We start from the raw sequence: 14,001 nt of genomic DNA on the forward strand, positions 1-14,001 counted from the left end.
AAAATCCCTTTCTGATTTCGGAAAGGGATTTTTTTGTGCATTAAGGTTGGTCAAAATAGGGGGGCAAGCAATATTTCTGGAGGCGGGAGAAGATTTATATTCATTTGGTATGTCGCCACGAAGTCGCCAAGACACGAAGTGTTTTGTAGGCGGATTCCAAATTTCATGGAAAACAAGCAGCTTTGGGTCTTAGAATCTTTGTGGCAAAAAAGAAATCCTTTTAAAATAAAGGGATTCATGTCCTCAACTTTTTCGCTTGCCTCCTTTTTAGCACATTTTGAGGGGCAAGCAATATTTCTGGAAGATGAGAGATTTCCAGGTGGTTTTGGTAAGCATATTTCTCTTTAATTTAGCAATAGTAATGTGTAGATTATAGAATCAGTATAAATTGCAGAGCAACGGAGTGAAGCAATCTCGTTTTCCCCCAATTTTTCCGCTTGCCCCAAAATAAACCCCAGTAGGAGAGTTGGGGTTTAAGCAAAATCATTTTGGTTTTTTAGTTACTGCTGCATCTGCCCCAAACCCAGACCGATAATGATAATAGGGCAATGTCCTTGATGATAAAAAAATCTGTCACGGGTACCCCATCCACTGATCTCCAAACCCCAGGTGTGGTAAACAAGAATGAAATTGTCGACAGGAAAATAACGGTGGAACCTATTCCAGCGTACATCCCGACTTTCCTGATCCAGATGGATAAAACCAGTCCAATCCCCACCAAGATTTCTATGGATCCAATGATATTAGAGACCATTTGATCAGAGAAAAAACTGTAGAGCCATCCCATGGCAAAATGGTTTTCTACATGCGGTTTGATAGCGGCTGCTTCAGTAGGTGCAAACTTGAAAACACCTATCCAAAGGAGTGGAATGGCGAGTCCAGCGATGCCAATGAAATAGGCAACTTTTTCGAGTAGTTTAGAAGGATACATTTGTACTAGTTTAGGTTAATAATATAATAATGACTTATAGTTTTAATTAACTGTTTATGGTAAAAATAAACATATTTAAGTTGCTTAATGATAGTTGGTTATGGAGTGGTGTTTTATTTTTTTGAAAATAAAAAAAAGGTGCCAAAAAATTGGCACCTTAATGACTTTAATCATGTAATGATTAAGCTTAGTTATTTACTTCTTCTTCGATTTCTTCTGCTTTTTTCTCTACATCATCAGCAGCGTCATCTACGGCTTCACCAGCGTCTTCCATAGTGTTTTCTACGGCATCACCGGCTTCTTCCATTTTGTCTTCTGCGTCATCACTCTTGTCATTACCACAGGAATATAGTGATAGCATTCCTGCTACCGCGAATAATGCTAATACCTTTTTCATAGCTTCAATAGTTAAAGATTAGTGTTTAGATTCAATTTGATAGATATATGTACAAAGCTTGTACCAATTTTTTTATAATCATATAAATATTGGAATTAATTCGAACCGATATATCTTATAATAGACTAATAATGAATTAAATACCATGTATTTGGTATTTTTTAATAGTACAAAATCATTTAACTTAGAGATAATATAACTGCACGTTTAACACCACACTTTGAGTTCGGGGCTTATTGTCTGCTATTATTTCCAAAGTGGACTACACCCGGGGTTTGTGGACTTTGTCCATTTTCATCAGATAATCCTGTATAGATAGTTGTTTTTACCTAATTCGATTAAGTATGGTGACGCGTTGGAGTTTAATGGAATATGTTGCTGATCGTTATGGGAAAGTCCAACCTGTATTTGAGGAAGCAGCCAAGAAGCTACTAAAAGTAAAGGCCAAGGAAATCCCCCTCTTAAGCTTGGAAGATGACCTGGAGAGGGTGAAACTCCGTATGGCACGCGAGGAAGGGGAGATGCCCATCATCATGGAGCGGATCAATGGGGGGGTAGACTTTCAGGATAGCTATATTCTAGAAATGCTTTCTGCTCTTTCCAAGGCGGTCTGCCGAATCACACAACATGGGCGGCCACTTGGGACCGGTTTTTTGATATCCGATAATGTCATCATTACCAATAACCACGTTATAGACAGCTCGGAAAGTGCACATGGAATGTTGGCGGAATTTAATTACGAACTGGATAGGGATAAAAATATAAAAAAGAGTTTTTCCTTCCAGCTTGACGCCGAGCGGTTTTTCCTTACATCCTCTTATGTGGCAGCACCTGAAATTCCCTATTCAGGTTTGGATTTCACAATGATTGCTGTGGCAGAAAAAAGTCAAGAGGATATATCCTTATCCACTATAAAGCCAATTTATCTGGACGGTATAAGGGGAAAGATCATTAAAGGTGAATCCTGCGTGATTATTCAGCATCCAAAGGGAATGCCAAAAAAAATTGTCCTTAAAAACACTGCTTTCTTTTCTGAAACCAGAACGAGGATTGTCTATGAAAGTGACACACTGCCCGGTTCCTCGGGATCCATGGTAGTGGCGTTGGGAACAGGTGAAATCATAGCCCTTCATCATGCAGGTCTTCCTAGGACGGATAGTCAAAACAGGATACTTACCCGTTCAGGTGAGATTGCCACTGCCAGTACCCCAGATGAAGAAATCGATTGGATAGGGAACGAGGGAATAAAGATCAGTAGGGTAATCAATGCTTTAACTAATGCGGAATTGCCTGCTGAAATGCAGGAGATTAAAAGAAAATTATTGCACAAGACGGAAATGAGCCACGGTGAAATTAATACGGAGAATAAGCATAAAGAAGCAGTTTTTAAAAAATCGCCAATCCCTCTTCCATCCAAAGATCAAAAGCCCAAACAAACCATGAAATTATCCACTCAAGAGCGACAAGATTATATTTTCACTGCGAGAAATAATCCGAAAGTGTTGCGTTCGATAAGTGATATATTAGGAGCCAGGTACGGAGAAGAGCCTGTTATCAAATTATCCATGCCCGCTTTTGCTGCAGCGGATAATGTTGAATTGTTTACACTAAATGTTCCCGTGTTGGGCAATACTGAAGATGAAGCCAGAAATCTTTCGACGATTCCTGGGATTATTAATGTGGAAACGGACATCCCCCTTCATCTCAACACAGGAAATGACCAGGGCGATCCTGTCCGTTCCAAGTATGAAGGAATAGTAGAAGACGGATATGGTAAGCCCAATGAATGTGAGTTTCTAAAAAAATATCGGGATGAACGACAGAGTGTCTATGTGCTGGATAAGTCCCCACAATATCATCGTAAGTGGAATTGGTTTGCTACTTCTTTTGATAAAGTTCTTGCTGATAAAAAGGTTATTTCTCCGAAGGATCAAGGAATCAAGATCGTCCAATTTGACACCGGGTTTACCACCCATGCTAAGGTTGATGGAGGGTTTGATAAAGAATTGGATATGGATTTTGTCGATCGGGACGATGACGCTGCGGATAGCTTTACTGCTGGAATATTGAAACATCCTGGTCACGCGACTCGTACGGGTAGCTTGCTTATTGGCAATGAGGTCACATTGATCGATGAAAATGGAAACTCCGGTTTGCTAGCGCAATTTGACTTCAAATTGATCCCTTACCGAATTTGCAAAAGTGTCATATTGATCCGAAGGCAGCAGGAGTTAGCTGATGCATTGAATCTTTGCATCGCCCAGCGTTATCCGATTATTTCGATGAGTTTGGGGCTCCCGCCGACAATGGCCACCGCAGCCATGGCCAAAAAGGCCTATGATGCCGGTATTATTTGGTGCTGCGCCGCAGGTAATGCAGTGCAGGTGGTCGTGGCACCAGCGGTCTATCCAGGTACGATCGCTGTGGCGGCCTCGAATCCCATGGATGAGGAATGGAAAGGGTCTAGCCGTGGCAGTACCGTAGATATTACAGCACCTGGAGAAGATGTTTATGTACCTATTTTTCTGGAGCCTAAAAACAACCAAAAACCAGAAGAATCATTTTCATATGGTAATGGTACCAGCTATGCTACCCCTCATGTAGCCGCGGCTGCGGCACTTTGGCTGGCCAAGTATGAGGATGTTTTGAGCAATGGCAGTTATACGGGCTGGAAGAAGGTGGAAGCCTTTCGGAAAGCCATGGATGTCTCGGCCAGAAGGAAGAATCGTCTTCCCAAGGTGGGCTTTGGCCATGGTATTCTGGATGTGGAGAAGCTCCTCAAAACAAGTCCCGAAAAACCGGATAAGCTGGAGTATGCCTATGAAAATACAGATGAAGGCAGGCTAGGTGAAGTGACCCAGGCTTATGGAGAAATGGCGAAGACCCTTTGGAATAGAATCCATGGATGGGCCTTTGGCATCCCTAGAGGTGGCCAAGAATCCAATTCTCCTGGCCAAGAAGAACTCTCTGATTACTCCAAAATGCTGGAACGGACCTTGGTGACCAGCAGCACATCAGGCGCATTGGAATCAACAGGTGATTTATCCCAAAAAGACCTTCTGGAGCTGTTTTCCAACGTACATCAAAAAATTGAATCTGAATTAAAGAAATGAGCCATGCAGAAGATATTTGATTTCCATTTTCATTTGTTGTTTAAACACTATATCGCAGATCCGAAGTTAAAGCTTGATTTCAACAAGGATTTTAAAACCAAGGGAGTAGCGAAAGTGCTGAACGACTTTGTAGGCGGTTCATTCGACAGCCAGTCGTCTCCTTCGCAGGTCAAGGACAGTTTACTCTATCTTGGAGTGGTTTCACTCAGCAGTGTGGAATATGCCTTTGCGGAGCGGATATTGCATATTTGCGACAAGGATTTCTCTTTTATTCTTCCTGTAAACGACCATATTTTTAATCGTATAAAACACCATCAAACCACCTATTGGAAAGATTTTTTGGAGATTGTGGAGCAGCATAAAAAGAGCTTTGATAAGCTATTTAAAGCTCCTTTTAACATTGAATTTTTGAAGCGAAGTGATTTTGAAGGAAAGTCTATCAGTGAGATAGAAACCTTGCTCACCGCGGGGGATAAAAGACGGTTTGCCCTAGCTATAGAAGGAGGACATAACCTGTCTGATGTCCCTGTAGGTAATGAAGCCTGTATTCTTTCAGAAAATCCCCATAATCAAATGAAGAACGTTCAGGAGATGAAGGAGGTAGATTTTATGTCCATGAACCTGTGTCACCTCAGCGATATTCCAGAGCAACGGCTCGGAGGCTTTGCCCAAGGGGTCAACAAGCTTTCACAAATAGCCTTCAGGAGTGATCACTTTATACCTACCGTCGGGTTAGGATTAACAGAGATAGGAAAGAAACTGATACGTCAATGTTTGATGCATCCTACACGGGCTGTGCTCATTGATGTAAAACACATGAGCTTATACACTCGCCTGGCGTACTACCGGTTTAAGGACCAGCTGGCAAAAGGGAATCCCAACGTAAGCCGCCTGCCAATCCTGTCCAGTCACACGGGATTTACATTTACTTCGATTGACCATTACCTAAACAGTCAATCTTATAGGTCATATGTCCATGATACCCAGGCTGGAAGAGCGGTCATGATAGCACCTGAGAACAGAAAGATCGGCCGTACGGATGATAAGATTAACAAAGGGCTCTATGCCAATCCGTGGACAATCAACCTTTTTGATGAAGAGATCGTAGAAATCATGGCTTCAGGTGGTATGATGGGGATAAGCCTTGACCAACGCATCTTGGGGGCTTCTAACCCCGCACTGGATTCTATTCGGGACAAGTATTATGAAAAGGAACACGTTTCTTACCATGAGTTTAAAAAGCTATTCAAGGAAGGGAAGATGCCAGGAGAAGAGGGGATTACCCAGACGTTAAAGCTTCTTCCTACCAAAGAAGAACGTCATGTAATGCTATTGTGCCTTCATATCATACATGCCGTAAAATTGGGTTATGAGAAATTGCCCTGGCATGAGGGGGCCTCACCGTGGGACCATATATGTATTGGTTCTGATTTTGATGGTCTGATCAATCCGATCAATGGATTTGAAGACATCACCAAGTTAGGAGGAATTCACAATGCCCTCAGACAGTATTTACCTCTTGCTGACAAGTATCACCTGTTCAATAAAGATGTAAATGGCCTGAAATATAATGAGAACGGAGCGGTAGATGCAAGCTTTTTAGAGGAGGCGATTGAGAAATTCACTTTTACCAATGGATTGAGATTTACTGCACGTTTTTTAACTAATTGGTCCGAAGGGAAGTTGGAAGAAGTAATGAACGCCGCCTCCGTAGCAGAATAGATAAGGAGGCGGTGGCGAAATATTGGTTTTTCTTTAAGGCATTTTTATACGATTTACTGATAAATGAAGCAATCTGTCTTTGGTAAAATCGACTGCTTCCTGAAGTTATTGCTTTCGAAAGGCCGGGTTTTATGATATTATTGTTCAAAAAACTTTTAACGTAGCCTACAACTCCCAGCCTACACCTGTTTGGAGTACGTAATCCGCTTTTCCGGCTCCTTCGACAGGCTGGTTGTCATAGTTCAGTGTGAAGCCCACTTTGAAGTACAAGTCCCAAGGTAAGTCGTACTTGGTGTCAATATTGTAATCGATACGCCATCTTCCTCCTTCAGTGATACCTGGATACACCATTCCCCGGGTCAAGAGGGTAAGATCACCTACATCATATAAATTGAGCTCAGCCCCAAGATAAGCCTCCATACTGTTTTTGCTAGGATCATCAGTAGTGTAGACTTCATTCAAATAGGATATACCTGCTTCTACACCCAAATAGGAGTCATTGGTATGTACGAGGTATTTACCGAGACCGGCTGAAAAAGTACTTCTGACATCGATCAATTGTTCTGTATTTGATAGGAATGCGTAATTCGCGGGAACATAATAATCGCGGGGAAGGAATTTTTTATAGTTCAGATTGGCATCTTCCCTTCTGGTGGGTTCGACTTCGTCTTGATTGGAGCGGATGAGGTTATATCCTGCATTTGCTGACCAACTGGACGCCACATAGCCCAAGGAACTTCTAATTCCCGCTTGGGTGTAATTATTGGCTTTGGTAAAGCTATAACTAAAATCAATGGATGCGGACAAGCGGCTCCAAAACTCATCTTCGTACGTTTTAAAGTATACAATGTCTTCAATCCTGACCTTTAGGCTATCTCCAGAAGTGAGATGCAGTGTCACATGAGTAGGATCATAGGTCCAGAGTGAACCATTATGGCGCTCTCCCGACATGAGTGTGATCAGATAGTTTTGTTTGGAATAGACTTCTTTTACTTCTTGCCATTCGATCTGGAAATCACTGTCACTATAATCCGTTTCTATAGTTACTACTCCTTTATCCAAGGACTTGATTTCGCCTACGATGACGTTGTCATTTTTAAAGATAAGAGAATCCCTTACGTCCATGGCAAATGCTGCATAAAAGGAAAACGTAAGCATCAAAAAGGTAAATAACTTTTTCAAAACTAGTTTATTTTAATTTAAGATTAGCTTTTAAGTGTGTTTACAGTCATACTGTACCTGAATCTACTTATTTGGATTTTTCTTAAATCCGGGGAATCTATAATTAAGGTTTAGCAAAAACTGGCTTCTTCTACCAAACACTCCTAATTCACTCCTTAGCATAATATTCTTATTGAACTGGTATTGGGCACCTAATAGGATATTGAAAGGGGAAGTGACCTTTTTATCCAATACGTAATCTATAGTGGCATTTCCTGGGTCTGTTCCATTAGATATATCTTCTATTTTGTCAATGATCTGGTTGGCAATTACTCGCTGTGGTGGGGGAAGTGTGCTGGCCCATTCATGCATATAATCGATCAATATCCCTTCACCTGCCTGTGGGAAAATTTCTTTTACGCTAATACTTCCCCTGGTGTCATTGGAAATGCTTTGGTAAAACACCCCAGCCCAGACAGAAAGAGCTTTTTCAGGATTGGTAGGATTAAGAATCGAATGACCTACACGGAGACTACTGTTAAACGCCGGAATAGGTTCTACCACCACATCGACATCCACAAAGTTGTAATTATTGTCCCAGGCTATCCAAAAGGGACCGACAGCACCAGATAGCGTGGCACCAAGTCCAAAAGAACTTGCTGAGAAGTGCTGATCAGTTTGAAGCCCTATCGGTTTTAGCAAGCTTACATTAGTATCTGTGGTTCCTCCTCCAATCATGCCATAGACATTTAGAAAAGGCAGTACCCAAATGTCAGGCCTGATGGTATAGGCATTCGTCGCCGCAATGGTGGGGCCAAAGGTGATAAATTCACTGAAATCTACCTGGTTGCCTCCATTAAAGCCGAGTTGGATCGATTGGATAGTGATTTCTTGTGTCTGGGTGAAATATATACCGCTGATACCATAGGCATATGGAATATCGTACCCTCTTTTATAGGCTTGCTTACCCAGAATGGGCAGTTTATATGGCCAGTCCATGTTCTGCAAACTGTCAAAATACGGCTTGTAGTAGGGATTGTCGGACTTATTTACCCCTTGAGCAAATGAAGCGCTTGTAATCCAAAAGGAAGTCAATAAAAGCATGAAGATTTTAAATGGTTTCATGTTTAACGGTTTGGTTTGATCGAAGTCAATTGGCTGCTATTCCTTTCTCCTAATTAGCTTTTCCTGCACCTATTGGAATACCTAAACTTACATACAATGAACGATTGAAAAGCTGGTCTGGCATAGCTTTGCTGACATCCACCAGGCCTAAATAATACCTGATACCGAGGTTCATCCCATGGCCTTTCATAAGCCGATACCCGATGCCTCCTGTCATTCCAAAGTCCAACCTTTTGATATCATCTTTTATTTTATGTTCGTACAATAAATCATTATCATCTAAAATACTGTCAGAAAATTCATCATATGCCTGGTGCATCCATCCAAGTTGAGGTCCAGCCTCTATATAGAAGTTGCTGTTTCTAAACCTGTATTTTAGTAACACGGGAATATTAAAATAGCCAAGCCTGCGTCGCACGGTGGCTGTAGACAATAGTTCATCCAGGTCTTCGTCACCCAGCATGTAAGAGGGCATTCCTTTTGCTCCCATGGTGGATTTCACGATTACACCGGTGTGAAGCTGGAGTTGCTCCTTCAGGTATAAATCAAAATAAAATCCTAAATGTAACGCATTGGCCATGTCCGTAGTGGCAGGGCCATGGAGCTGGGTAAAGGCTATGCCGCCATCCACACCAAACTCAATTTTGTCAGAATTGAGCTTGTCACCTAGGAGTAGTGAAATAAGTATTTGACCATGACTGATGTGACATAAAAGACATAGTGAAAGTGTAAGAAATAGTTTTTTATTGCATGCTACTACCATTCAATAGTTTGGGAAAGTAAGGTTTCAGTTGTTATGTATGTTTTTTTAAATAAATGCCTATCAGGTCTTATTTGAGTGGACCATTTTCTGTAAGGAACTACTCATCTTGCTCCTTAAAACCTATCCTTCAGGCGGTCACTGATCTGCATCCTGGACATCAGCGACCTCATATTTATTTTTGCCCTCTACTTGGACTGGCTGATAATAGGTGTCCCCATATTTGACATATGTCTGATCTCCTACTTTTACTTCTTCAGCTCCATCCGGGAGGTTGGTTACGACAGATCCTGATGTGGGAGGTACGACCGTATAGCCATCATCTGATTTTTCATAGTAAGTTCCACCATAATAATAGTTATTGGTAGTTTCATTGATCACGACTTGTTCAGAGCCACTGGGGATGGTTTTTACAGTAGCACCAGATGGAGCCTCCACTACAGTATAGCCTCCGTTGCTTTCTTGATAAAAGACGCCTTGGTCGTAATGGTATTTTTCATTCTCAATCGAAATAACAATAGCTGTAGCTGCTAATGAGGCTATGAAAAATCCCCATGGATGCCATACAGGCCCCCAATAATAGGGGACGAACGGGTGGTAATAATAGGGCCGGTAACAATAAAAACTGAATCCACCATAGCGATAGGGAGGTCTATAATATGGCCTGGGATTGCGGATAACCACCGTACTCCGTCTGTTGACATTTCTGCGGACATTTCTATTGACATTGATATTGGTGCTATTGTCAATATTGATGCGGTTATTATTACCTGTCCTGTTGTTACTTTTAATATTAGAAACCCGTGTGTTGTTATTCCTGTTGTTAGCGTTTCTATTATTTGTATTCCTTACATTATTGGTTCTGTTGCCCTGGCTACTGAAATTATTATTGGTTCTATTACGGTTGTTGGAAAAGTTTCGATTTTGAAGATTTGAAGGCCTTGAAGGGGATCGGTATGCACCTCCATTGATACTTTTATTTCCAGCAGGCCTGGCTGTAGCTCCTCCGCGAGAAGCCCCGCCACCATGACGTAGACGTTGGGCTTCAGCCATATCCGGAGCCCCAAGCATGGCGATGATGCCACAAAATACAATCAGTTTAGATAATTTTTTCATCTTGCGTTTCATGGTGTATTGATTAATGAGGTTTTGGTAGTATAGCGATCAATCTAGCCCCTGGAGGCGGAGTAAATTCAAAAATCGTTGCAGGAAGAGCTGGATTGATCTCCCAATCACTGAATGTAGCTTCATATTGAGGAGCCAGTTCTTTTTTCTTGTTTGTAATCAAAAACTTCACTGGCAAATTCATGGCGTCGTTAGCAATCCAGATCTGGACGCTTTGGTTCTCATTACTGGCGGCGATATGAAAACAATCTTTACCATTTACGTACTTGGTGCCCAAGTACATCAGTGTATCGAAATGTGTCAGAAGATCGTCGGTAAAGGTGGGATAGAAAAAGTCAGCCGCTGGAAACTCCACGCCATAATTATAGTTCATGGAATCTATCATGGTAATGATATCATCAGGAGCATGAACAGTGGTATAGTTGTTTTCACTGTAAGAATAGTGGGTAAAGAATTCACCGTTGTAAAAGAACCCACGATGGCCTTTATGTCCTTTTTGATGGACGAGCATTTTGTCAGGGCCTTGCATGTACACTTCATTATCTGTGTATTCCTTGGAATATTTCACTTTAGCGGCAGGCGTGTCACTGGAAGTAGACAGGTTATAGCTGCAAGATTCCATATCACCGATCACCGCACTCATATGATCTAAAATAAATACGGCGACAGAATCAATGTCCCTTTCCTGAGCGAAGCTGCTAAGCGGAAGTGTTAGGTAGATTGCCAATAATAGTTTTTTCATCTTGAAATTAACTTTAGTGAACTAAAAATCGCCCAACTACGGAGATTTCCAGCTAGTGCTTATATATACGTTAAGGTAATAACTATTTACCCATCAGACTTACCATAAAAAAGTACACCTGCCAACTTTTATAGATTTTGGCATGCGGAATTATATGAAGGAATCAAAAGAAATGTTTTATATAATCCGATGGATTATAGCCAGTGTGCTTTTTGAATGAAGAGATGAAGCTCTTTCTGTCCATAAACCCACTTTGCTTGGCGAGCATATCTAGGGTCATGTCGTGGTATACCTTTTCTTTGATGATGTTTTGACTAAAAAGTATCCGTTTAAAGTTCAAGTATTCCTCAAATTTCACTTCCTTCTTTTTCAAATAACTTTCCAGGCAATTCTTCGATACTCCTATCTGCTCAGCCATGCTGCCCAGGGTGATGTCCTTACTTAAATATGGGTGGTGTTTGGAGACATATCGCTCGATGCTTTGCTCTTCGAGGGATAAATTAATGCTTGGTCTATCAAGGCCTTTGGCCAATAGATTGAGGTGGATCTTGTCTGAAAAGTCTTTGGGCTTTAAATCCCTGATGCCAAACAGCAAAAAAGGCTGAAAGAATAGTGAAAGGCATAAAGAAAAGCTGCCGAGCATACCAATAATCTCTGGTTTGAGCATTTGGGGAAGTGAAATCATTCCTAATGTGACCAGAAAATAAGGAAGGAAAAGCAGTACTTGAATGAGGATGAAACTGACGGTCCACCTAAGCCAATGACTGTTAATGTGGATCAATCCTTTATTGCTAATAGAGAACAATTTAAACACTAGGTTGATTTCCATGAACCAGTAGATGACCATCTGTAAATAAATCAACAAATAAGGAAGGTCTGAAGAAATGACCTTGGGGTTACTCGCGTGGTGTATCCCGATGATGCCAATCGTCACGGGAAAAACCATATGGATCAAAATGGATTTTCCAAGATGGGAAAAAGCCAATGTATAAAAATAAAGATAGGTCAATGGCATGAATAAAGCCATGCTGATGAGCAACAAGATATTAAAAAAATAGGGTTCCTCAGGCTCTAAATAGTTGTATATAATAAATTGGGAAACATGCCATATAAAAAGAGCCAAATAGGCCAACGATAGTATCTTCTTTGGTACTTTTTGTCTTTGGACTACATTAGGGGACCACCAAAGGATAGTCGAGATCATTATCGCAGTCACGGCAACTGTGAATGGAAATATGGAATAAATTGTCAAAAGATCTGGCATGTTGAACTGATAAATAAACTAATACAACACTAGTATTATTTAAAGATGTCATGTTTGTATCTACCAGGAAGGATTTGCTTTGTGTTCTGGTGAAAGAATCAAAAAACATCATTTACCTAAATTTAAGGATATGTAAAATCAATGTTGATTAATAAAAAGTAATTGATGCCAAGAATTATAATGTTGTGAAAATCAGTGACTATTTATATTCTTTTATAAATTCAGAAGGCGTTTTGCCGACCCATTTTTTAAATGCCGAAGTGAAGGAATTACGGTTTGAGAAGCCACAATCATAGCCCAGTGCCTCCAGCGTGATATTTTTCCATTCGCCATTTCTGATTTTTTCCTTGCAATATTCAATGCGGTATTTGTTCAAAAAATCATTGAAATTTAGGCCCTTTTCTTTATTGATAAAGGAACTGATGATGTAAAGTGGCACATTCAGGTCGTCAGATAAGTCTTTTAGATTATAGCCCTGGTTAAGGTAGGGTGTGTTATTTTGAATGTGTTCAGATAGTTTTGAATTAAGTTCAATGATCCTGGCTTCACTTAAAAACTTAGAAGAATAACTGCTGGTCTTTTCTGTTTTGTGACTTTTTAACGTTTGTACTGATGCTTCTTTTATAGGAGAAAGTACCTCGGAAAATCCATAAAGTATCTCTGGTTTGCAGAATAAATATCCTGCGCTAAAAATCACACACAAAGCACCACCGATTTCACTAAAATTGGCATATGCAGACATTTGAAATGGATTGTAGCTATTTACGAAATATGGGTAAAATAAAAGAAACTGAATGCTACAGAAAAAGAAGAGCCAATTGACCGCATGACTGTTTTCTTCTTTTACATCAGCATCGCCATGTTTGATAAAGGAGATAATGACCCATACTTGGAGCAACCAGTACACACCAAAAATGATATGATAAATAAAGACATTTAATTCGTTAGGAATCGAAATCAGTGTGAAAGCTGATAGTTCTCCAGCTCCTCCTTGGAGTATCTGCTCCTGAAGAAGGGCAAGTTGCTTATCGTAAGGTAAAATGAGGTAGGGGATATTATTGGTTAGGTAAAGAAAAAATGGTGTAAAATGTAGCGCGTCTTTGATTTTGGGATAATCTTTATTTAGGACTCCTCTCACGTATAGATAGGCCAAGGGCATAAAAAGGAAACAGATCACACTTCCTACACTATAAGCAAAGGGGATTTTTAGAATAAATTCGCTCTGGATAAGGGTAGCATATACCAGACTGCTGGTCAAGATAAAGAAAGACCAGCTTAATAGTTTGCGCGATTTATTCTTCTTATTTGGGAAAGCCCAAAGGATGATAATGGTAATCACTCCCACAGTAATTGCGAGTAGATGGGTAAGGAGGATAGGGGCAAAATCAAATTTCATAATTTCTAAAAAGCTAAATGTTGAATAATAACAATGGTAAAATTAATCAGATTGAATGCTTATCAATATTCACTTCTAGAACATCGGTGGTTATAAATACTAGTTGGTGTATTGTATTATATATATTTTTAAATGTACCTGATTAATTATTTTCAAATAAACTTAAAGTACATCAGTTTAAGTTTCCAAGCCCTGTTTTTATGATTAAAAACATCAATTTTATCGATTGATACTACCTAAATATATCTATTTATACCAATTTTTG

12 protein-coding genes are annotated in these 14,001 nt (G+C 40.3%); 3 read left to right on the forward strand and 9 right to left on the reverse strand.

All coding sequences use genetic code 11. The features are described 5' to 3' along the window. Positions 1-165: 165 nt before the first annotated feature. Positions 166-348, forward strand: a complete 183-nt coding sequence (locus FKX85_RS14990; RefSeq protein WP_141615503.1) for a hypothetical protein — start codon at positions 166-168, stop codon at positions 346-348. Positions 349-496: 148 nt separating this feature from the next. Here FKX85_RS14990 and FKX85_RS14995 read toward each other — a convergent pair whose 3' ends face one another. Next, positions 497-931, reverse strand: coding sequence for a DUF417 family protein (locus FKX85_RS14995; RefSeq protein ID WP_141615504.1), 435 nt, complete (start codon positions 929-931; stop codon positions 497-499). Between the two features lie 187 nt (positions 932-1,118). Further along, positions 1,119-1,328, reverse strand: a complete 210-nt coding sequence (locus tag FKX85_RS15000; RefSeq protein ID WP_141615505.1) for a hypothetical protein — start codon at positions 1,326-1,328, stop codon at positions 1,119-1,121. Between the two features lie 344 nt (positions 1,329-1,672). On the opposite strand from FKX85_RS15000, the gene FKX85_RS15005 reads away from it, so the two are divergent. Together FKX85_RS15005 and FKX85_RS15010 are read left to right on the forward strand one after the other, a co-directional pair. Continuing rightward, complete coding sequence (locus tag FKX85_RS15005) at positions 1,673-4,441, forward strand: S8 family serine peptidase (protein ID WP_141615506.1); 2,769 nt, start codon at positions 1,673-1,675, stop codon at positions 4,439-4,441. Between the two features lie 3 nt (positions 4,442-4,444). Beyond that, positions 4,445-6,163, forward strand: a complete 1,719-nt coding sequence (locus tag FKX85_RS15010; RefSeq protein ID WP_141615507.1) for a membrane dipeptidase — start codon at positions 4,445-4,447, stop codon at positions 6,161-6,163. A 165-nt stretch (positions 6,164-6,328) separates the two neighbouring features. Here FKX85_RS15010 and FKX85_RS15015 read toward each other — a convergent pair whose 3' ends face one another. From FKX85_RS15015 to FKX85_RS15045, 7 genes are all read right to left on the reverse strand, one after another. Beyond that, positions 6,329-7,345: a DUF481 domain-containing protein gene (locus FKX85_RS15015; protein ID WP_141615508.1), complete on the reverse strand. Its 1,017-nt coding sequence runs from the start codon at positions 7,343-7,345 to the stop codon at positions 6,329-6,331. A 63-nt stretch (positions 7,346-7,408) separates the two neighbouring features. Then, positions 7,409-8,449, reverse strand: a complete 1,041-nt coding sequence (locus tag FKX85_RS15020; protein ID WP_141615509.1) for a hypothetical protein — start codon at positions 8,447-8,449, stop codon at positions 7,409-7,411. A gap of 49 nt (positions 8,450-8,498) precedes the next feature. Continuing rightward, positions 8,499-9,212, reverse strand: a complete 714-nt coding sequence (locus FKX85_RS15025) for a porin family protein (protein ID WP_141615510.1) — start codon at positions 9,210-9,212, stop codon at positions 8,499-8,501. Between the two features lie 135 nt (positions 9,213-9,347). Further along, positions 9,348-10,325 (reverse strand): DUF6515 family protein, encoded by a 978-nt coding sequence (locus FKX85_RS15030; RefSeq protein WP_229239640.1) that lies wholly within the window; start codon positions 10,323-10,325, stop codon positions 9,348-9,350. A gap of 22 nt (positions 10,326-10,347) precedes the next feature. Continuing rightward, positions 10,348-11,076 (reverse strand): DUF2092 domain-containing protein, encoded by a 729-nt coding sequence (locus FKX85_RS15035; RefSeq protein WP_141615512.1) that lies wholly within the window; start codon positions 11,074-11,076, stop codon positions 10,348-10,350. 163 nt (positions 11,077-11,239) lie between these two features. After that, positions 11,240-12,103, reverse strand: a complete 864-nt coding sequence (locus FKX85_RS15040) for a helix-turn-helix domain-containing protein (protein ID WP_141615513.1) — start codon at positions 12,101-12,103, stop codon at positions 11,240-11,242. Between the two features lie 436 nt (positions 12,104-12,539). Beyond that, entirely contained in the window at positions 12,540-13,736 is a 1,197-nt protein-coding gene (locus tag FKX85_RS15045) for a helix-turn-helix domain-containing protein (protein ID WP_141615514.1), read from the reverse strand. Between the last annotated feature and the right edge of the window lie 265 nt (positions 13,737-14,001).

The organism is Echinicola soli (genome assembly GCF_006575665.1).
In the GTDB taxonomy this organism is placed as follows: domain Bacteria; phylum Bacteroidota; class Bacteroidia; order Cytophagales; family Cyclobacteriaceae; genus Echinicola; species Echinicola soli.

Excerpts from the sequence above, each read along its gene's own strand:
- FKX85_RS14995 (WP_141615504.1), bottom strand. The coding sequence starts at position 931 with ATGTATCCTTCTAAACTACTCGAAAAAGTTGCCTATTTCATTGGCATC.
- FKX85_RS15000 (WP_141615505.1), bottom strand. The coding sequence starts at position 1,328 with ATGAAAAAGGTATTAGCATTATTCGCGGTAGCAGGAATGCTATCACTA.
- FKX85_RS15010 (WP_141615507.1), top strand. The coding sequence starts at position 4,445 with ATGCAGAAGATATTTGATTTCCATTTTCATTTGTTGTTTAAACACTAT.
- FKX85_RS15030 (WP_229239640.1), bottom strand. The coding sequence starts at position 10,325 with ATGAAAAAATTATCTAAACTGATTGTATTTTGTGGCATCATCGCCATG.
- FKX85_RS14990 (WP_141615503.1), top strand. The coding sequence starts at position 166 with ATGGAAAACAAGCAGCTTTGGGTCTTAGAATCTTTGTGGCAAAAAAGA.
- FKX85_RS15025 (WP_141615510.1), bottom strand. The coding sequence starts at position 9,212 with ATGGTAGTAGCATGCAATAAAAAACTATTTCTTACACTTTCACTATGT.
- FKX85_RS15045 (WP_141615514.1), bottom strand. The coding sequence starts at position 13,736 with ATGAAATTTGATTTTGCCCCTATCCTCCTTACCCATCTACTCGCAATT.
- FKX85_RS15040 (WP_141615513.1), bottom strand. The coding sequence starts at position 12,103 with ATGGCTTTATTCATGCCATTGACCTATCTTTATTTTTATACATTGGCT.
- FKX85_RS15035 (WP_141615512.1), bottom strand. The coding sequence starts at position 11,076 with ATGAAAAAACTATTATTGGCAATCTACCTAACACTTCCGCTTAGCAGC.
- FKX85_RS15020 (WP_141615509.1), bottom strand. The coding sequence starts at position 8,449 with ATGAAACCATTTAAAATCTTCATGCTTTTATTGACTTCCTTTTGGATT.
- FKX85_RS15005 (WP_141615506.1), top strand. The coding sequence starts at position 1,673 with ATGGTGACGCGTTGGAGTTTAATGGAATATGTTGCTGATCGTTATGGG.